The organism is Bifidobacterium sp. ESL1133 (assembly GCF_058107325.1).
In genome coordinates this window covers 391,106-411,016 of the sequence record NZ_JBYLUI010000001.1, presented here as the reverse complement: position 1 = coordinate 411,016, position 19,911 = coordinate 391,106, and the positions used below count along the sequence as shown (strand labels likewise).

General features: G+C 54.8%; 15 protein-coding genes and 5 tRNA genes. 16 read left to right on the top strand and 4 right to left on the bottom strand.

Annotated elements, in window-relative coordinates; all coding sequences use genetic code 11:
* Positions 1-73: 73 nt before the first annotated feature.
* Complete coding sequence (gene tkt / locus AC3B5A_RS01680) at positions 74-2,173, bottom strand: transketolase (RefSeq protein WP_489798306.1); 2,100 nt, start codon at positions 2,171-2,173, stop codon at positions 74-76.
* Positions 2,174-2,496: 323 nt separating this feature from the next.
* Here tkt and hrcA point away from each other — a divergent pair, with 323 nt between their 5' ends.
* Both hrcA and dnaJ read left to right on the top strand, forming a co-directional pair.
* A complete protein-coding gene (hrcA, locus tag AC3B5A_RS01675; RefSeq protein WP_489798512.1) occupies positions 2,497-3,549 on the top strand; it encodes a heat-inducible transcriptional repressor HrcA in 1,053 nt (350 codons plus the stop codon).
* A 76-nt stretch (positions 3,550-3,625) separates the two neighbouring features.
* Positions 3,626-4,765: a molecular chaperone DnaJ gene (gene dnaJ / locus AC3B5A_RS01670; RefSeq protein ID WP_489798304.1), complete on the top strand. Its 1,140-nt coding sequence runs from the start codon at positions 3,626-3,628 to the stop codon at positions 4,763-4,765.
* Positions 4,766-4,890: 125 nt separating this feature from the next.
* Here dnaJ and AC3B5A_RS01665 read toward each other — a convergent pair whose 3' ends face one another.
* Positions 4,891-5,682, bottom strand: coding sequence for a fructosamine kinase family protein (locus tag AC3B5A_RS01665; protein ID WP_489798302.1), 792 nt, complete (start codon positions 5,680-5,682; stop codon positions 4,891-4,893).
* 188 nt (positions 5,683-5,870) lie between these two features.
* On the opposite strand from AC3B5A_RS01665, the gene uppP reads away from it, so the two are divergent.
* Positions 5,871-6,788 carry an undecaprenyl-diphosphatase UppP gene (gene uppP, locus AC3B5A_RS01660; RefSeq protein WP_489798300.1) on the top strand — a complete coding sequence of 306 codons (918 nt, stop codon included), beginning with the start codon at positions 5,871-5,873 and terminating at the stop codon, positions 6,786-6,788.
* A 288-nt stretch (positions 6,789-7,076) separates the two neighbouring features.
* Here uppP and AC3B5A_RS01655 read toward each other — a convergent pair whose 3' ends face one another.
* A complete protein-coding gene (locus AC3B5A_RS01655; protein WP_489798299.1) occupies positions 7,077-7,958 on the bottom strand; it encodes a PAC2 family protein in 882 nt (293 codons plus the stop codon).
* A 166-nt stretch (positions 7,959-8,124) separates the two neighbouring features.
* Between AC3B5A_RS01655 and AC3B5A_RS01650 the strand changes: the two genes are divergently transcribed.
* The 4 genes from AC3B5A_RS01650 to AC3B5A_RS01635 all read left to right on the top strand — a co-directional run bounded on the left by AC3B5A_RS01650 (position 8,125) and on the right by AC3B5A_RS01635 (position 8,508).
* Positions 8,125-8,197, top strand: a tRNA-Gly gene (locus AC3B5A_RS01650).
* A 30-nt stretch (positions 8,198-8,227) separates the two neighbouring features.
* Positions 8,228-8,298, top strand: a tRNA-Cys gene (locus AC3B5A_RS01645).
* Between the two features lie 35 nt (positions 8,299-8,333).
* Positions 8,334-8,405, top strand: a tRNA-Val gene (locus AC3B5A_RS01640).
* A 30-nt stretch (positions 8,406-8,435) separates the two neighbouring features.
* Positions 8,436-8,508, top strand: a tRNA-Val gene (locus AC3B5A_RS01635).
* Between the two features lie 19 nt (positions 8,509-8,527).
* Here AC3B5A_RS01635 and AC3B5A_RS01630 read toward each other — a convergent pair.
* Positions 8,528-8,818 (bottom strand): hypothetical protein, encoded by a 291-nt coding sequence (locus tag AC3B5A_RS01630; RefSeq protein ID WP_489798297.1) that lies wholly within the window; start codon positions 8,816-8,818, stop codon positions 8,528-8,530.
* 686 nt (positions 8,819-9,504) lie between these two features.
* Between AC3B5A_RS01630 and AC3B5A_RS01625 the strand changes: the two genes are divergently transcribed.
* The 9 genes from AC3B5A_RS01625 to AC3B5A_RS01585 all read left to right on the top strand — a co-directional run bounded on the left by AC3B5A_RS01625 (position 9,505) and on the right by AC3B5A_RS01585 (position 19,910).
* Positions 9,505-10,035, top strand: coding sequence for an ImmA/IrrE family metallo-endopeptidase (locus tag AC3B5A_RS01625; RefSeq protein WP_489798295.1), 531 nt, complete (start codon positions 9,505-9,507; stop codon positions 10,033-10,035).
* Complete coding sequence (locus tag AC3B5A_RS01620) at positions 10,028-10,492, top strand: hypothetical protein (RefSeq protein WP_489798293.1); 465 nt, start codon at positions 10,028-10,030, stop codon at positions 10,490-10,492. The genes AC3B5A_RS01625 and AC3B5A_RS01620 overlap by 8 nt, the downstream gene beginning before the upstream one ends.
* A 360-nt stretch (positions 10,493-10,852) precedes the next feature.
* Positions 10,853-12,739, top strand: a complete 1,887-nt coding sequence (locus AC3B5A_RS01615; RefSeq protein ID WP_489798510.1) for an ABC transporter ATP-binding protein — start codon at positions 10,853-10,855, stop codon at positions 12,737-12,739.
* A 15-nt stretch (positions 12,740-12,754) separates the two neighbouring features.
* Positions 12,755-14,581, top strand: a complete 1,827-nt coding sequence (locus tag AC3B5A_RS01610) for an ABC transporter ATP-binding protein (RefSeq protein WP_489798291.1) — start codon at positions 12,755-12,757, stop codon at positions 14,579-14,581.
* Between the two features lie 130 nt (positions 14,582-14,711).
* Entirely contained in the window at positions 14,712-15,686 is a 975-nt protein-coding gene (locus AC3B5A_RS01605; protein WP_489798289.1) for a cation diffusion facilitator family transporter, read from the top strand.
* 133 nt (positions 15,687-15,819) lie between these two features.
* Positions 15,820-15,895 (top strand) — tRNA-Gly (locus AC3B5A_RS01600).
* Positions 15,896-16,029: 134 nt separating this feature from the next.
* Positions 16,030-18,078 (top strand): threonine--tRNA ligase, encoded by a 2,049-nt coding sequence (gene thrS / locus AC3B5A_RS01595; protein ID WP_489798287.1) that lies wholly within the window; start codon positions 16,030-16,032, stop codon positions 18,076-18,078.
* Between the two features lie 22 nt (positions 18,079-18,100).
* Positions 18,101-18,790 carry a CDP-alcohol phosphatidyltransferase family protein gene (locus tag AC3B5A_RS01590; protein WP_489798285.1) on the top strand — a complete coding sequence of 230 codons (690 nt, stop codon included), beginning with the start codon at positions 18,101-18,103 and terminating at the stop codon, positions 18,788-18,790.
* A gap of 25 nt (positions 18,791-18,815) precedes the next feature.
* The gene (locus AC3B5A_RS01585; RefSeq protein WP_489798283.1) at positions 18,816-19,910 is read left to right on the top strand and encodes a phosphatidylinositol mannoside acyltransferase; all 1,095 of its coding nucleotides are present in this window, start codon (positions 18,816-18,818) and stop codon (positions 19,908-19,910) included.
* The last annotated feature ends 1 nt before the right edge of the window (position 19,911 follow it).

Sequence of the window (19,911 nt, the reverse complement as noted above, 5' to 3'; positions counted from 1 at the left end):
CAAATCTTGAATTGATTCCCAGTGCGGTGCTTGGCGGCTACCGCACTGGGATATGTGCCTTTCGGATGGAATCTCAGGCCTTTGCCTCGGCGATGGATGCTTCGGCAGCTTCCACCACGTGCTCGGCGGTGATGCCCAGGTCGATCATGTTCTGAGCGCCGTCGCCCTGCAGGCCGTAACGCTCGATCGAAACGGGCTTGCCATAGGCACCCAGGTACTTGTACCAAGGCTGAGCAATGCCGGCCTCTACGGAGACGCGAGCCTTGACGGCCTTGGGCAGCACCGACTCCTTGTAAGCATCATCCTGATCTTCGAACCATTCCATGGACGGCACGGACACCACGCGAGCCTTGACACCCTTGGCGCTCAGTGTCTTGGCTGCCTCGACGGCCCACTGCACCTCTGAACCGGTGGCCATGATGATGACGTCAGGCGTGCCTTCGGTTTCAACGAGCGTGTAGGCGCCGCGGCGCACACCTTCGCGAGCCTTTTCGGCGGTCTCGGCGAGGGCGGGCACACCCTGGCGGGTGAGGATCATCGCGGTCGGCAGGGTGTTGTCTTTCTCGAAGAAAGCACGGTAAGCCTCAGCGGTCTCGAATTCATCGACGGGACGAACAACTTCGAGGTCGGGAATAGCGCGGAAAGCGGAGAGGTGCTCGATCGGCTGGTGGGTGGGGCCATCCTCACCCAGCGCCACGGAGTCGTGGGTCCATACGTACAGGTTCGGAATCTGCATGAGTGCCGCCAGACGAACCGCCGGACGCTCATAATCCGAGAACTGGAAGAAGGTGCCGTTGAACGGACGGGTGTCGCTGCCCAGCAGGATGCCATTGGTGATGGCGCCCATGGCGAACTCACGCACGCCGAAGTGCAGCTGACGACCGTACAGGCTGGTCTTGGGCCAGGTGCGGGTGGCATCTGCCTCGGGGCCGAAGGAATCAGCACCGGAGATGTTGGTGTTGTTGGAACCGCCCAAATCAGCGGAGCCGCCCCACAGTTCAGGCATGACCTCGGCGATGGCGTTCAGCACCTGGCCGGAGGACTTGCGAGTAGCGACCTTGTCGCCAGCGGTGAAGCCGGAAACGAGCTTATCGATGGCCGCGTCAAAGCCCTCAGGCAGTTCGCCTGCGTGCATGCGGTCGTACATCGCGGCCTTGTCGGGATTGGCTTCGCGCCACGCGTTGTAGCTCTTATCCCAAGCCTCGTGCGCAGCATTGCCTCGCTGGCCTACCTCGCGCGCGTGAGCCAGAGCCTCGTCGTCCACGAAGAAGTTCTCTTCGGGGTTATAGCCGAGCTCCTTCTTCAGGCCGGCAACGGCCTCGGCACCAAGGGCGGAGCCGTGAGAGGACTCGTCGTTGGTCTTGCCGGGGGTGGGCCATGCGATGAGGGTGTTCACCTTGATGAACTTCGGGCGGTCGGTGACCTGCTCGGCACGGTCGAGCGCCGCCGCCAGGGCTTCGGTGTCTTCCTTGTAGGAGCCATCGGGCTGGATAAAGCTGATCTCGTCGGTGTACCAGCCGTAGGCCTCATAGCGCTTCAGGATATCTTCGGAGAAGGTGAGCTTGGTGTCGCCTTCAATCTGGATATGGTTGGCATCGAAGATGACGGTGAGGTTGCCCAGCTGCTGGTTGCCAGCAAGGGATGCGGCCTCGGAGGAGACACCTTCCTGCACGTCGCCTTCACCGCAGATGACCCACACCTTGTGGTCGAACGGGGAGGTGCCTGCAGGAGCTTGCGGGTCAAGCAGGCCGCGCTCGAAACGCTGGCCATATGCAAAACCGACAGCGGAGGCAAGACCCTGGCCAAGCGGGCCGGTGGTCATCTCGATACCGGGAGTCAAGCCGACTTCGGGATGTCCGGGAGTGCGGGTGTCTGCACCGCCGCGGAAATGCTTCAGATCGTCGAGGGTGACGCCGTAGCCGGAGAGGTACAGTTGCACATACTGCGTGAGCGAAGCGTGTCCACCGGAGAGGATGAAGCGGTCACGTCCGGCCCAGTTGGGGTCAGAGGGATCGTGCTTGATGTAGTGCTGGTACAGCGTGTACGCGATGGGGGCAAGGGAGATGGGGGAGCCGGGGTGGCCGCTGCCGGCCTTCTCTACGGCGTCCGCTGAGAGCGCCTTCGCCATCTTGACGGCGCGCGTGTCCAAATCCGACCATGTGAAATCGGTCATAGGTGCAACTTTCCTTCCAGTGTTTTCGGCACCGCAGTCCGGGTTTCACCGAGGCAGCGGCCCTTCATATTGCACTGCCATGGTAACTTTCGCAGACGACGAAATTGTTCGGGTCAGGCGTGTTCTGAGTCACGTGCATGTGTGAGCGCTCACATAAGCTATGTCACAGCAACTTGTCGCAAAATCACCTGAGAACGAACGTATTAGCACTCACGGCCAATGAGTGCTAATACAGTACGGTATGAGTTGTTCCTCTTATTTGGCACTTGGCGGGGGACATTGGAGAGAGCGATGAAGGAGGAGCCGTGAACCAATCGAGACGCATGCTCATTCTTCAAGCAGTGGTGGAAGACTACATAAGATCGCAGGAACCTGTGGGCTCGACGACCTTGGCCCGAGACCATAATCTTGGTGTGAGTTCGGCCACGATTCGCAACGATATGGCTGCCTTGGAGGACGAGGGCTATTTGATTCAGCCGCATACGTCGGCAGGTAGGGTTCCCACGGAGCGCGGATATCGGTATTTCGTTGACCGTCTCTCGTCTGTGGTGCCGCTTTCTTCGGCTCAACGGCGCGGTATCGTCACTTTCCTTTCCGGGTCGGTGAGTTTGCAGGATGCCCTGAAACGTGCTGCGAAATTGCTGGCTTCCATCACCGGGCAGGTCGCCGTAGTCTCGGCTCCGTCGTTGTCTCGGTCCCGTTTGCGGCGGTTGGAGATCGTTCCGCTGGCACATGCCACTTTCTTGGCCGTGATTATCACTGATGCCGGTAGTGTGGCTCAGCACACGCTGAGTGTCGCTCCCGTGCCGCCGGAGTCATATGTGATGCGTTCAGCAGAGCACATCAACGCCTCATGCCTGAACGCTCCTTTGGCTCAGGCAGGACTGCATATCAGGAGGCTCGCGCAGACGCCGCATATGCGGCAAGTGCGGTCAATGGCGTTGGTGCTGGCTCATACCATCGAGAGCATGGCGGCTGACGAGCAGCAGCAAAGCGAGATGTACACGGCAGGTACGTCGCGTTTGGCCAAACGGCAAGCAAGTGATGATTTGGGGCCATTGTTCGATGCGCTAGAGGAGCAGGTGGTGCTTATGCAGCTTATGCGCAATCTCAGTGAAGAAGAACGTGATGTCAATGTGGCCATCGGCTCCGAGACGCACACCCCTGGCCTGATGAATGCGGCAGTGGTTTCCGGTGGTTACGGGCGCGACGAGGCTTCGGCTCCGGTGGCGTTTGTGGGATCCATAGGGCCAAAGCATATGGACTATGCCGCCACGATTACCGCAGTGCGTGCAGTGGCACGCTACTTAAGTCGGTTGGTGAGTCAGGGAGAGGACGAGATAAGGGACGTATCGCCTGCGTCGCCGCTCACTTAGACAAGTTGGGCTGACGCAGCCCTATGACACAATATTTTGCATAGAACACGGAACGTAACAGCGTAAAGGAACAGCAGTGGCAGATTACTACGAGGTGCTGGGAGTAGAGCACTCGGCCAGCAATGATGAGATCAAAAAAGCCTATCGGAAGATGAGCCGCAAATATCATCCCGACATTGCCGGCGCGGAGTTTGAGGACAAATTCAAGGAAGTTAACAGTGCCTATGAAGTATTGTCCGATCCTGACAAAAGGCGTATGTATGATGCTGGCATGGATCCCAACGACCCCAATGCCTCGGCAGGTTTTGGCGCCGGCAGTTTCGAAGCTGATATGGGGGATATTTTCGGTCAATTCTTCGGCAGTGCCTTTGGTGCGGGTTCTGGCCCCACATCGCGTACTCAACCGGGGCGTGACTCTCTGTCTCGTGCCGACATTGATTTGAAGACCGCCATCTTCGGTGGTACGGCGCATGTGAAAGTCAACACTTTTGGCGTATGCCAGCAGTGCGGCGGTTCGGGTACGGCGGATGGCAAACAGCCGGTGACCTGCCCGGACTGCAATGGTCAGGGTAAGCGCCAGAAGGCTGTGCGCACCATGCTCGGTCAGATGATGACCACGGCACCATGCGAACGGTGTGAGGGGCATGGCACCATAATCGAGAATCCATGCCCACAGTGCCAAGGGCACGGTCGGGTGAGCACCACGCGTGAGATCGGTGTGACGATTCCGGCCGGAATCGCTGACAGCACGCGCTTACGTTTGGCCTCTCAGGGAGAGGTTGGCGAAGGCGGTGGCGCGGCAGGCGACCTGTATGTTGATATTCGCATCAAGGCCGACAAGCAATTCACGAGAGATGGCGACGACCTGCATTGCTGGATTCAGATTCCGATGAGCTGGGCTGTGCTGGGGCATGAATTCACTATAGGCACATTCGACGGAGACAAGCAGCTGACTATCCCGCAAGGATGCCAGCCCGAAGATACAGTATCACTCAAGGGGCTCGGTGTTGCCAAGTTGCGCAAACCTGAGGAGCGAGGCAATCTTGTTGTGCATCTTAATGTGCATATTCCTACAAAAATGAATGATAGAGAACGTGACCTGATTAGCCAGTTCGGACAGTTGCACGACTCCGACGCCAAGCAGGTGTGCCAGAGCTCCAAGCCGGCATCGCAGCGCAAAGGCTTCTTTAGCAAATTGAAGGATGCGCTAAGCTAAGATACCGAGTCAGTGATTTATATCGATTCTTAAGTAGATATATACCATTATATATTCACTAAAATGGTGAGTGCCAAGACAATCGGCACTCACCATTTTGCATGTGTGCTATGTTCGGTCGCGCTTTATCGCAACAGCGAGCGGCACATATTTCGGTATTCGTTTACATAACCGCCGCCGAAAAACACGCAATGTCCGGCGATGGGGTAGAGCTGCCACAGTGTGGTACGTGTCTCAAATCCCTTCTTAAGTGGGTGCACTGACTCGTATCCTTCCAAAATCTCATCCAAATATGAGATGCCAAACAGATGCAGCATGGCCAAATCCTCTTCACGGTGCCCTCCATGGGCGGCTGGATCGATAAGTATGGCTTCCGTTTGCCCCGAATCAGCTGTCCACATCACATTGCCGCTCCATAAGTCACCATGCACGCGCGCCGGCTTGTCTGCGCCGGCTGCCCCCAACAAATCAGGTAAGGCTTCCACGATTTCTTGAGTCATGGCCATGTCGCGCTCGTCCAGCTCGCCGCGCTGCATGCCCAAACGCACCATGGGAAGCAATCTGCCCTTGCTGTAGTATTCAGCTGCGTTGGGCCAATCTCCAGTGTCCATGGGCACCGGGTCCTGCAGAGGGCCAAAGTAGCATGTTCCCGTGTAACCATCCGGTGCGCAACCAAACGAACTGGCACCAGCGTCGTGCATACGTGCCAGCGAGGCGCCAAAATTGTGCGCTGCCTTAGGGCTGGGAGGGCAAGGAGTCACGCGTTCGATATCAAGCCAATCATCTCCCCAGCCTTCAACCTCGACCACGCGAGGGCCTCCGGCGTTGTGCGCCTGACCTAGCCACTGCAGGCCACGCCCCTCGCACTCGAAGAATCCTGCCGGCGCGAACGCCCTGCTCTTGCGATACGGTGCCATTGCTTCCTCCTACTTCGAAATCAGCTGTTGCGCTGATGCTCCGTCAAGTATACGTACCGCGCAAAAATATTGTGAACCTTGGCAGATCCGACTTGCCGAGTTCGTGTAGTAGGCTGAACCCAGGCTGCACATTGCGCAGCAGTATCGTCACATATTTACCTTTGGCAGGTAGCAGTTAAAGAGGGGTTATGAATTTTTTCCAAGCGATCATTCTCGGCCTGGTGCAGGCATTGACCGAGTACCTTCCGGTTTCTTCCAGTGCGCACATTCGCATTGTAGGTGAGCTGATGCTGGGTTCAGATCCCGGTGCGGCGTTCACCGCCATCATTCAGCTGGGTACGGAGCTGGCGGTCATTTTGTACTTCCGTCGGGACATTATCCGCATTCTCTCGCACTGGTTCTCCTGCCTGTTCGGGCGCAATGGCAGCGACTGGAAATCCCGCCTCGGCAAGGGTGACGGCGATGCCACATTCGGCTGGTATATCATCATCGGCACACTGCCTATTATGATTGTTGGACTGCTTTTCCAAGACGCCATCGAAACAACCCTGCGCAATCTGTGGATTACCGTTGCCGTACTGATTATCTTCGGTGTGCTGTTGTGGGTTGTGGACGACAAATTCCCGCAGCGCAAGACCATCAAGGAGATGACCGCCAAGGAGGCTCTCATCTACGGTATCGGCCAGATGCTGGCTCTTATTCCCGGTGTCTCTCGTTCCGGCGGCACCATTACGTTCGGCCGTGCTATGGGCTACACCCGCGAATCCGCAGTGCGCGTGAGCTTCCTTATGGCGGTTCCTGCCGTGTTTGGTTCGGGTCTGCTTGAAGCGTTCAAGGCGGTGCGCGACTATCATTCCGATGCTATGTTCCCCGGCTGGGGGGCTACGATTGCAGCTACCATCGTAAGTTTCTTGGTGGGATACATCGTCATCATCGGCTTCTTGAAGTTTGTATCGACCTTCTCTTACAAGGCGTTTGCAATCTACCGCATCGTTATTGCCGTAGTGGTGGCTATTCTGCTTATCGCCGGTGCGTTGCCGGCTACGCAAAGTGCTGCAGCATCTGCAGCCGGAGCAGTTGGCGGGGCATTGATCTCGATGCTGTGACGGGTGACGGTGCTTGAGGAGAGCACTGGCCGGCAGAGGGTCTTGCGGTTTCAGAAATATCTGAGGCAGCAAGACCCTCTGTATTTATACTGAAATATATGAACTAATGCAAGTTAATATATCCATTTACAGCGGTATCTAGGTAGTATGTGCCAAACTAGTAATATTAATAATATATAAAGAACTATGTAGAGTGGTCGAATATATCAGCTAGACATACTAAACCAATATATTCACACAATGGGAATTCTGTATTGACAGCGCCTGTATTGCAGTCATCTGACAAATCTATTGGGGCCTACCAGCTTGCCTGGCGAGGAATTCCTCGGTCTCACGAACCAATTGCTCGGCTTGTGGCCTTCCAATTTCCGCAAGCCCTTGCATCTGCGACTGCTTGTCGTACTCGTGCTCCAAATGGCCGACATAACTTTTCAGGTCGTCGTTGCAGGACATGAGCATCGTGGCTTGTGCCTTCCATTGAGCAGCTTGCCGAGGTAAGCTGCCTTCGTCAAAACCTGTGCCAATAAGCAGGGAGAGGCTGCGCAGCAGCTGCAGCGTACCCTGTGCACAGTCTTCGCTTCCGGCATATTGCGGGACTGAAGCCCATAGTGCGGAAGTCTCAAAGCCTTGTTCGCTTGCGAGAATGTCGAGTACCGTCGTGATGCCTGCCGGCCCGTCGTAGGCGCTTTCTGCATCTGCCGTACCTGTTGATGGCGTAGTGCTTCCGGGCATGCGTCCGTTGAGATCAATGTGAATCTCTTCAATGGGCAGGGGACGGGTGTGCGGGCATTCCGCATACATGGATCCCAACACTACAATGCGAGTTACGCCTAGCTCTTCGGCTATGCTCAGGCTCTCCTGACAGTATTCCATCCAGCGGTAGTTGGGTTCGGGGGCAATCTGTGTATAGATGCGGCGCCCGGAGGGAACCGGTATGTCGTAGAAGGTGGTTTGGGGCCATACAATGCGCGGTTTGCGCGATATATGACAAACCATGGGGCGGGATACCTGATAGTCGTAATAGTCATCATTACGAATGTGGCGCACTTCATGCGCGTCATAAGTGGATACCAGATGACGAACCACGTTGGTCGCCGTCTGGCAGGCATCGTTCCATCCTTCGAACGCGCAAATAAGCGTGGCTCCGCTGGAATCCGCTGTAGAACTCATAACGCACCATCATAGTCTTGTGCAATGAGGTGCGGTGAATGCTTATGCCATTGGTGAAGGAATTGTGAAAACGGCAGAAATCCGCCAACGACACGCAGGATTTGGCACTTTCGAGGCAAGCGTATATAGTTATCTCTCGTGCTCCGGTGCAAGCCGGTCAACACATGCGGACATAGCTTAGTTGGTAAAGCGCGACCTTGCCAAGGTCGAGACCGCGGGTCCGAGTCCCGTTGTCCGCTCTAGGTCCGAGAAAGTTGCACGAACCTTACGGTGGGTTAGCCAAGCGGTTAGGCAGCGGCCTGCAAAGCCGTATAGACGAGTTCGACTCTCGTACCCACCTCGAAGAGCCTGAGAGATTGGGCTGTTCAAAGACCCGGGCGGTTGGCGCAGAGGTAGCGCACTTCCCTGACACGGAAGGGGTCACAAGTTCGAATCTTGTATCGCCCACTCAGCTGGTTACAGCTAATAACAGAATATGGGTGATTGGCGCAGCGGTTAGCGCACTTCCTTCACACGGAAGGGGTCACTGGTTCGATTCCAGTATCACCCACACATACTTTTTTCCTTCATCATCTCAAACCCCTGAAACGTCGCGATTTCGCCGATATTACCGCGTGTCGCGGCATTCCCGTTTTGTCTCCAAGGTTAGCACATTCGTGCAAAAAATGGGGGGTTAAGGTACCAACTAAGGTACCATCATTTTTCGCCCATTCTTCAAAAAGCTTCAAAACCAGCAAAATCCGGCTTTCAAATGTGAAGATTTTGTGGAGATTTGCCGATTTGACGGAATCCTCGTCCATCTCGTCCCAAAAACCCTTATTTTCGAGGAGTGTCGCAAACGGTGCTTTTCGCTCGTCCATGGAGACGGTCGCATGACTAAGGGTATGAGAACAAGAAACGAATTCGGCAGTGTCATCCGACGCGGAGCTGCATGGAGAGCAAAATATGCATCGTCCAGGAGTGACGGCAAGGTCGTGACCCGTGATTTCCGGCCGCGGATGGAGTATTGACCTCCATACGGTGAGACTATATATGTTCCAAGTACCGCGAACCTCATTCTCGACATTCAGCGATAGCCACAACAAGCCTCCGTGCTCAGCTCGAACACATGGAGTATGGCGTTCGACAGGACAGAGGAAAACAACAACATCGCAAACTTACCGATGATGTGAATGACAAACTCATGCCCGTCAACTTCAAATGCGTCTGGGGAAGGCACATCGTCGCTGAACAGGAAGGACTCAGAGTGATGTTGAAAGACAGGAGATTTTATTAATCAGCATCCTTACGAAAGAGAAGCTTGCAATCGCTATCAGTGTATCCTGGACAATTTGCACACTACCTGATGTGTTGGCTGCAACATAGTTCAGTCTTTCGTGACAGTGAGTCATACCTGGGCTTACACATGACTGGCACGTTGTCGAACGCCTTGGAAGTATCGAAAAGACTTTGATGCTCTAGGGATTGGTATCTGTTTGCGCTGTAGGCGTGCCGCACAATACTGGTGAGTGCCTTAGAATAGGTATACGAAGAAAAGAGGTGGGACATGGATTTACTGGTCAAGGACAAAGCACGTGAGGATGCTGAGCGCATACTTGCTCAACATTGGAATGAGAAATACCCTGTCAATGTGTATCGCATTGCTGAGAGTATGGGTATCAACGTGTATACTGCTCGGTTCACCGATCCCAGGCAGTCCGGTGCCATCATTCATAAGGATGCCGGTACGTCTGCGTATTTGTCGACGGAAGATGGGGTGAAACGTCGATTGTTTACCCTGGCTCATGAGATAGGACATTACTGTGAAAGGATGCAGGCTAACCCTGTAGATAGGGAATACACGTTTACCGAAGGTCAAGGTTCTTGGTCGGATGGGAGGAGCGGCAGTCAAGGGTATGATCTTCATGAGTTCTATGCCGACGAGTTCGCAGGTAATCTTCTCATGCCGCAGGATAAGTTCGTCAACCTTTTCAAACAAGGATGGGATATTGATCAGCTTGCTGATTACTTTTATGTGAGTGTTAGCGCGGTGAAGCAGCGTATCCGCAGATTGAAGAAGGATGGCATCATTGTCTGACTTCGATAAGTATGAAGATAAAAAGTTTCGCGAGCTGCAGGCAATTGACCAGCCTACGATGAATCTTGGCTTAGATCCGAATGCTAAACGGTCTAGTGAAGACGCCGCGGAGGATGCTCAAGTTGTAGACGATGCCGCACAACGTGACACTTTTGGGCCAGAGAATCCTCCCGCCGGTACTGCTCCTGAGTCAAAGATGTTGATGATGGCTGCGGGCTGGCATCCATTCCTGCACTTGTTTGTGCGAATTGCGAATGTTCTGTATGGTGATGTCGATGAAGGGTATCGTGTCCGTCTAGCTAGGACCCGGCTGCCTAGGGTGTGGAAGTGCTTGTTGGCCTCTGATTTGCTTCTGCAAGGTATCACAGTGGTATTGGTGCTTGTGTTTATTGTTATTGCGGCGAGTAAGACTATGGGGATTGACCTGTTCGGGATTTTGCGTAGCAAAAACTGCTGATAAAGAGAATCGGTGAGAAAACGGGTATGTGGCAGTGCAATCCTTAAACGTCAAGACAATGGTAAATACGTTACATCTGTTATGCAACACAATATGGATTGTTGTTTTTGCGGTGCTGGCTATTAATTATTAATTGTGGTCAGAGTGTAATCATGTCTCTCAATGCCGTCTAGATTCGACAATTCTTCTCATCAGCCAAAGCAAAACTTCCGTCGTCCATATGTCATAGGTAAAGTATGTGCGTACCGCAATTCGCAAGGGAATGAGCGGTACAGACGAAGATGCCAACCATCAATCGTACAACGGCAACGGATAGCCGAAACCATGCCCGGCGCACTTGAGAATGGGAGAGATTCTCGCATGTATGTTGACCCGACACGAAACCAGAATGCAGGCAACCTGAAATGGGTATGGGCTTACTGCCGTGACGATTTGCCGCGTATTCTCGGCTCCATAGTGCTATTCGTCATCAACGATGTGATGGCGATGATCATGCCGTTGCTCTCCGGAATGCTGGTGGATCAGGTCATCACACAGCATCACGTGGATAGGCTCACCAGGCTGTGCGTGATGATGATTGTGGTCACTGTAGTGCGCGTTGCCACGCGGTATGGCTACCAGATGTGGATGGAACGGTTCGGGCAGAACACTGTTTTCCGTCTTGCCAGCGACGAATATGAAAAACTCCACGAACTTGACTTTACCTATTTCAACCACACGCGCAACGGCGACATTATGAGTCGCATGACCTCAGATACCGATGCAGTCCGCCATTTTGTCAGCTGGGTTACCTACCAGATGCTCGACGCTATCGTCATGTTCCTGGCATCGCTTTCCATCATGTTCTCGATTGAGTGGCGGCTTGCGCTAGTTCTGGCTTGTACGACGCCCTTCCTGTTTATTCTGGTACGGCAACTCGCCAAGCACGCCAACCCCATTTTCTATTCCATCCGGAACTCTCTGGCCGATCTCAACTCCATGGTCGAGGAGAATATCGAAGGTAACCGAGTGGTCAAGGCGTTTGTGCGCGAGGATTACGAAACGCACAAGTTCGACGAGCGCAACGACGATTACATGTCCAAGAACATGGACTCGGCACGCAATTCTCGCCGGTACATGCCGTGGCTTGATGGTCTCGGATTCTCGCTGCAACTCATTACTTTGGCAGTGGGCGGTTTGCTGGTTATCAAAGGCCACATGACGCTTGGCAATCTGGTCAGTTTCAACAGTTATCTATGGATGATTGACGGACCGGTGCGGCAGGCAGGATGGCTGATTAACGACTGGGAGCATTTCAACGCCAGCTGTGTCAAAATCCGCAGACTGCTCACGGCGACTTCAAAAATATCCGAAAAACCAGATGCACGTACAGCGGTCAAACAGGCAGCCTCAATTCGCTCTCAAGTAGGAGGGCAAGAAACCAGTGCGGACCGCATTAGCGGAGAAATCAGATTCGACCACGTCAGTTTCGCCTTCCCGGACGACCCCGACACGCCAATTCTCAAGGATTTGGATTTCTTTGTGCCGGCAGGTACCAAACTCGGCATTCTCGGTGAAACCGGTTCAGGCAAGTCCACACTTGTTAATCTCATAGCGCGTTTCTATGATCCCACAGTCGGACATGTGTCAATCGACGGCATCGATGCCAAAGATTGGCCACTTGCCACGCTCCGCAGCCAAGTCAACATTGTGGCGCAAGATACTTTCCTGTTCTCCGATACCATAGGTGACAATATTGGTTTCGGCGTCAATGCAGGCGTTCCGACCTCTTCCGAAGAACGCAGTATGGAAACCGGAAGCCGGACCGACGATTACATCCGCCAGATGGCAGGCATCGCCGGAGCCGACGATTTCATACGTTCCATGCCGGAAGGATATGACACGGTTGTGGGCGAACGGGGTGTCGGACTGTCCGGAGGGCAGAAGCAGCGCTTGAGCTTGGCTCGCGCTCTGGCTGACGATCCTGCGATCCTCATCATGGACGACACCACATCCGCGGTCGATATGGAAACGGAAGCGGAAATCCAGGATCATCTCAAGAACCTGGATGGAGGCAAAACCATCGTCACCATTGCCCATCGCATCTCTTCGATCAAAGATGCAGACCTTATTCTCGTACTTGAGCAGGGGAGAATCGTCGAGCGAGGCGACCATGAGAGCCTCGTGGCGGCACACGGGAGATACTGGGAAATCTATCGCAAACAACTCGGCTTGCAATCAGGCCAGTCACAGGGCTTTGAAAACTGAGGGGAGCGGAAAGAGATGGCTCAGCGCAACACGTACCGAGAAGACGAAGAACTCGACGAAAAAATCAACTTCCATGACATCATCCGAGTGGCGGCTTACCTGAAGCCGTACGCTGGACGTGTGGCTCGAATCCTGGCTGTAGTGATAGCCATGAGTTGTGTCAACGTGACGGTTCCTTATCTCACCAAGATCATGATTGACAGTTCAATTCCAGACAAGGATCTCGGCCAACTGGGGATGCTGTCCCTGACATTGGCAGTGCTTATCGTGCTTTTCGAATGTGGCCTGAGATACCGCACCATGGAGATTACTCGCGTCGGCCAACTCATGCTCAAAGACATGAGGCGTGACATTTTCACTCATATCCAGTCACTGCCGTTCAGCTATTTCGATTCCAGGCCACACGGCAAGATACTGACACGAGTGGTCAACTATGTGAACACTCTTTCGGACACCCTGTCCTCGGGGCTTATCAGTGTGATTGCCGACGTGTTCACGTTCATCATCACCCTGTTTGTCATGTTCTTCATCGACTGGAGGCTCACGTTATGGAGCCTGGTGCTCTTCCCGCTGCTCATCATCTGGGTGCGTGTGCTTCAGGTGTTGCAGCGGCGCGCCTACCAGAAGCTGTCCAACAAGCAGAGCAACCTCAACGCGTACATCCACGAGTCGATCGCCGGTGTAAAGACCACACAGACTTTTGCCCAGGAGAACAAGCAGTATGACACGTTCCAAGAGCAGCAGGATGCGGTGCGTTCCTCGTGGATGAGTGCTGTGCACGTGCAAAGCCTCATGTGGCCTGGTGTGCAGACCATATCCGCCACCACCATCGCCTTCATCTATTACGTGGGTGTGATGAGCTTTGGTGGCGTGAACGTGACCACAGGCGTGCTCATTGCTTTTGTGGGATACGCCAACAACTTCTGGAACCCGGTCATCAACATCGGCAATTTCTACAACCAGCTCATCACCTGCTCGGCCTATCTTGAGCGCATCTTCGAAACGCTCGACATCAAGCCGGAAATCACTGATAAGGATGGCGCCATCGATCTGCCTCAAATTCGTGGCGCGGTCGATTTCAACGATGTGGTGTTCCGATATGAGCAAGGCGGCCGCAACATTCTGAACCTCGTCGATTTCCATATCGAACCAGGCAAGACGATTGCGTTGGTAGGGCCTACCGGTGCCGGCAAAACAACCATCATCAATCTGTTGTCTCGTTTCTATGATGTCTCCGAAGGTTCGGTGACCATAGACGGGTACGATGTGCGTGATGTCACGCTGAACTCGCTGCGCCGCCAGATGGGCGTCATGTTGCAGGACACGTTCATTTTCTCGGGCGATGTCAAGGAGAACATACGCTACGGCCGTTTGAATGCCACAGATGATGAAATCCGTGATGCGGCCAAGGCAGTGCATGCCGACGAGTTCATCATGGAGATGCCCGAAGGGTACGACACGAAGGTGGAGGAGCGCGGTTCCACGCTTTCTGCCGGACAGCGTCAACTGATCTCGTTTGCCCGTGTGCTGCTTGCCGACCCGCGCATTCTGATTCTCGACGAGGCCACCAGCAGCATCGACACCAGAACAGAAGAAGCGCTACAGGCCGGGTTGAACCGCCTGCTTGAAGGCCGGACCAGCTTCATCATCGCGCATCGACTGTCGACCATTGAAAACTCTGATGAGATTTTCTACATAGATCACGGTCAGATCGTCGAGCATGGTTCGCACGAGGAGCTTCTGGCGCTCAAAGGAGCATACTACCGGCTCTACGAATCGCAATACGCCATGGTGCGCGTGCACGACAGCGAAACGAATCCGTCCCAGAGCACTGCCGAGTAGATGTGCTACCGCGATAGCACAGCCTCTCCTGAGAGCAGAGGCGCTCCCGTGCCTTTATGGCGCAATGGTTGACTTGAGTTGTAGACTGGAATCTCTGGTTTTCCGTGCAATAAGGAGCGTATGAGTAAATATGGCAAGTCAATCGGTTAAGGCTGCCTTGTTGGCAAATGTTGGTGTGGCGGTAGCCAAAGGTGCTGCAGCGGTATTTACCGGCTCGTCTGCCATGATTTCGGAATTTGTGCACTCGGTGGCGGACTGCGCCAACGAACTGGTGCTCATGGTGGGGGATAGGGCGGCGGCAAAGTCCGACAAACAACGTCCCTTCGGTCTGTATCGAGCCAAATATCTTGCGTCGTTCCTTGTGGCCACACTCCTGTTCTTCGTCGGAGGCCTCTTCTCTCTTGAACAAAGTTTCAGCAAATTGGTCGGGCTGCTTGGCGGCAATCTCCCTCACAATGTGGAACCTTTGGAATTGATGGCGTCTCTGGCAGTGGTGTTGGTTTCGGCGTGTCTCGAAGGCTATGGGCTACACACCTCGATTCATGAGGCACGAGAACGCATCGAGCGCATCGGCGCAGAGCAGCATGGTCTGTTCCATTTCTGGCGCCATACCAAAAGCGCAGAACTTGCGGCGGTCATGATGGAAGACACACTGGCGTTGATAGGCTTGGTGTTTGCCGGTTTAGGCATTGGCATGGCTCTGGTCACTCGTGATGAAACATGGGATGCCTTGGGTGGTTTCATGGTTGGCTTGGTGCTTATCGTGGGAGCGGTGGCTTTGGCGCTTAAATCCGGATCACTGCTGATCGGTGAGGGAGTGGACGCCTCGACGACGCTTCGTATCAAACGTGCCGTTGAGCACACTGAAGGTGTGGAACGCCTTATCAACATGCAAGCCATGCATATGGCCGAAGACGATATCCTGTTGTGCCTGAAAGTGCAGACCTCAAAGCTCGACCGTGATTACGATGTGGAAACGGTGAACAAAATTGAGGCCTCGGTGCGCGCGGAATTGCCGTTCTATCGCTTTGAAATCTACGTTGAACCGGATATCTACCGCAAGAAGGCAAACGCGGAAACTCTGCCGGAAGAAGCGTTGGGATGAGAGCAAGTCGCATTGCTTTGCAAACGGCACAGCGGGGTATGCACGCGGTGTGACCGCTAGTGTGTTGGTACACGCGCCACGCTGTAGGTTGCGTATGTACCAACACTGCAATATACTGGCCTCTGTTGCTTTTGCGGACATAGCTTAGTTGGTAAAGCGCGACCTTGCCAAGGTCGAGAGCGCGGGTTCGAGTCCCGTTGTCCGCTCCATCTTTTTGAATCTTGCTTCTCTCATTTTCTCAAGCTCATGACACGCTGTTGTCGTTGTAACCCCATATCGTGGAAAGCTGTATTACCGTCCAGGCCTGCCCCAGTAACGTGGGCCCTGAAAGCAAAGGACAACTATGGCTGAACAGACCATCTCCATCACAGTGAACGGCGAGAGCAGGGAGGTGCCAGCCACGCAGACCGGCACCGAATTGTTCGCAGAGAACAAGGACATCATCGCCGTACGTATCAACGGCAAGAACCGTGACCTGTACACACCGTTGAGCAGCGGTGACAGCGTGGAGTCGATCGCACTCGACAGCGATGATGGTCTGGCCATCATGCGTCACTCAGCCACACATGTCATGGCGCAGGCTGTGCAGGAGATTCGTCCGGACGCCAAGCTCGGCATCGGCCCGGTCATCAACAACGGGTTCTACTATGACTTCGACGTTGAGCAGCCCTTCACCCCGGACGATCTCAAAGAGATCGAAAAGCATATGAAGAGGATTATCAAGTCCTCCCAGTCCTTCCGTCGTCGCGCCATCAGCAAGGAAGAAGCGCAACAAGAGGAAGCCCAGCAGCCGTACAAGCTTGAGCTCATCGATAAGAAAGAATCTGAGATTGACGAGACGGTAGGCACCGAGGTTCCGAACTTCGGTGAACTGACGATGTACGACAACGTGGATCGCGACGGCAAGACCGTGTGGACCGATTTGTGCCAAGGCCCGCACCTGCCCAACACTCGCTTCATCAAAGCGTTCAAGCTTGAGCGCGCAGCGGCGGCATACTGGCTCGGGGACGAACACAATCCGTCCATGCAGCGCATCTACGGCACAGCGTGGGCCAGCAAGGATGACCTGAAGGCCTACCAGACCCGCATGGAGGAGGCCGCCAAGCGCGACCACCGTAAGCTCGGCCAGGAGATGGATCTCTTCTCCTTCCCTGAGGACATCGGCCCCGGCCTGGCGGTCTTCCACCCCAAGGGCGCGGCGATCATCAACGCGATGGAGGACTACTCTCGCGAGCAGCACCGCAAGCATCACTATAGTTTCGTACAGACTCCGCATATCACCAAAGGCGGCCTGTACGAGACCAGCGGCCATCTGCAGTGGTACAAGGACGGCATGTACCCGCCCATGCACTTGGATGAGGAGAAAGACGAGGCCGGCAACGTCACCAAGCAAGGTTCGGACTACTACCTGAAGCCCATGAACTGCCCGATGCACAACCTCATCTTCCGTTCGCGTCAGCGCTCCTACAAGGAGTTGCCGCTGCGACTCTTTGAGTTCGGTACCGTATACCGTTACGAGAAAAGCGGTGAGGTCCACGGCCTGACCCGTGTGCGTGGTCTTACTCAAGACGATTCGCACATCTATTGCACACGCGAGCAGATGAAGGACGAGCTTAAGTCCATCCTCAACTTCGTGCTGGGGCTCTTGAAGGACTTCGGCCTCAACGACTTCTACCTGGAGCTCTCCACCAAGGATGAGAAGAAGTTCGTTGGTTCTGATGAAATCTGGGAGGAAGCGACTTCCACGCTGGCTGAAGTGGCCAAGGACTCCGGTCTGGAACTCGTGGACGATCCCGCAGGAGCGGCATTCTATGGGCCGAAAATCTCCGTGCAGGCACGAGATGCCATTGGCCGTACATGGCAGGTGTCCACGATTCAGCTCGACTTCAATCTGCCGGAGCGTTTCGATTTGGAGTACGTGGCAAGCGATGGCACTCACCAGCGCCCTGTCATGATTCACCGTGCGCTCTTCGGCTCCATCGAACGCTTCTTCGCGATTCTTCTTGAGCACTATGCAGGCGCGTTCCCGGCATGGCTGGCACCTGTGCAGGTCATGGGCATCCCGGTGACCGATGATTCGGTTGACTATCTCAAGGGCTTCATCGAGTCCCTGGAGGAAGAGACCGTTCGCTGTGAGATGGACTTGTCTGATGACCGGTTTGGCAAGAAGATTCGCAACGCTTCCAAATCGAAGACACCATTCACACTGATTGTCGGCGATGAGGACCGCGGCCAGAATACGGTGAGCTTCCGCTTCCGCGATGGCAGCCAACTCAATGGTGTGCCGCTTGACGAGGCCAAGGCTCGCATCCTGCAAGTCATCAAGGATCGTATCCAGGTCAATTCTGCGGACGATTTCGCACAGGCTCAGACCGCGCCGATCGCGCAATAGACGAAAGCGTACGGACTGCTTCATGCTCGAACAACTCCGCCCATGGTTTAAACGCTGCATAGCGCCCGTCGCCAAAGGACTCGTGTCCATCGGTGTCACCGCCGACATGGTCACGATCTTTGGCGCGCTCGGCACCATCGTGGTCTCATTGGCCACTGGTATCACCGGATGGCTGGTTCCCGGATCCATCCTGCTGGCTGTGTTCGTCGTACTCGATTCGCTCGATGGCTCAGTGGCCGCGTTGACTACCGGTGGAACGAAATTCGGTGCGTTTCTGGACTCGACACTCGACCGCATCGCCGACTGGGCGGTGCTTATCGCTGTGGTGCTGTACTTCCTTCTGCACGGCGGCATGTCGCTGGAATCAAGTCAGCTCACAAATGCCGACATCATCGGATGGATCGGTATCGGCGCCACGCTGTATGCCATCATGACATCGTTCGTGACCTCCTACGCTCGCGCCCGCGCCGAATCGGTAGGATACGAGGCAAAAAATGGTGTTGCAACCCGCAGCGACCGCTTGGTCATCATCCTTGTCGGCATGCTGCTGTCTGGTGTGTTCTCCAGCCCGGTGTGGCTTATGGCTTTCCAAGTTGTTTTGGCCTTGTTGGGAACGGTAACGGTCTTCCAACGTATTTTTGAGGTACGTCGGCAGATGAACGCCGACAGCGCAGCCGCCGTGGGGCCAGATCAACCGAGCGACCGGCACTGAGACGCTGTGCCATTGAGGCGACTGTATGTTTAATCGTATCCTCGTTTATCTTGCGAACCATCCTCGGTTCATTCCCGAACCGTTGCTGCGTGCACTGTTTGGACTAGCTGCAGATGTGGTCTGGTTGTTGAGTGCCGGTGGCGTTGCTCAGCTGGAGCGCAATCTGCACCGCATCATGACGTTCAGTGAAGGTTCTGAGCCATCCCGGAAGCGTCTTCGTACGGCGTCACGCCAAGGCATGCGTTCTTATTTTGCGTATTTCGCTGAGGCGATGACGGTCGGAGGTCACAGTCTTGAACGGCTGCTGGCCCGAACTAGGCCGACTGGACCGGGGTATGAAACAGCGCGTAAGCTCGTATATGATCAAGGGATGTCTATTCCCATCGCCATCGGGCATCAGGGAAATTGGGACTACGAAGGCCTGCTTGCAGGCGATCGACTTGCTCCGGTCACTACGGTGGCGGAACGACTGGGGGATGATGAGCTGCTCAACGCATTCATCGCCATCCGTAAACGACTCGGCATCACAGTGTTGCTTACCGGGCAGCATGGCCTTACCGAACAGCTTGAGGATATTCTGACTACCTCGCATGTCACTGTGCCGCTGCTGGCCGACCGCGACCTTGGCCCCAACGGTGAATTCGTACAGGCCTTTGGATCCACCATTCGTGTGGCGCGAGGACCTGCCGCATTGGCGCTTGATACCGGGCTACCGCTGTTCGTCGTCACCATGTATCGGGAAAAACTTACCGGTGAGGCGCGCCGTCGTGCAGGAACCAGCCACGGCTATGCCGTCTACATTGATGAGCCGTTGGACATCGATCGTTTTCGCGCACTGCCACGCGAGGATGCCATCACCGCCATTACTCAAGCCTGGGTCGATGTCTGGTCACAACGCATAGCTCAGCATCCGCAGGACTGGCACATGCTTCAGCCGATTTTCTTGGCTGATCTGGATTTCAGCAGACTGAAAAACGTGCCGCAGCACATCGTCGATCAGTTGGACGAACGGCAACTGCAGGAACTGCATAGCGGACAGCAACGCAGCAAAGGCGCGCCTACCGTGCAGCCCGATTCCGGTGTCGCGTCATCGGCTACATCATCTCGAATAAAGGAATAAT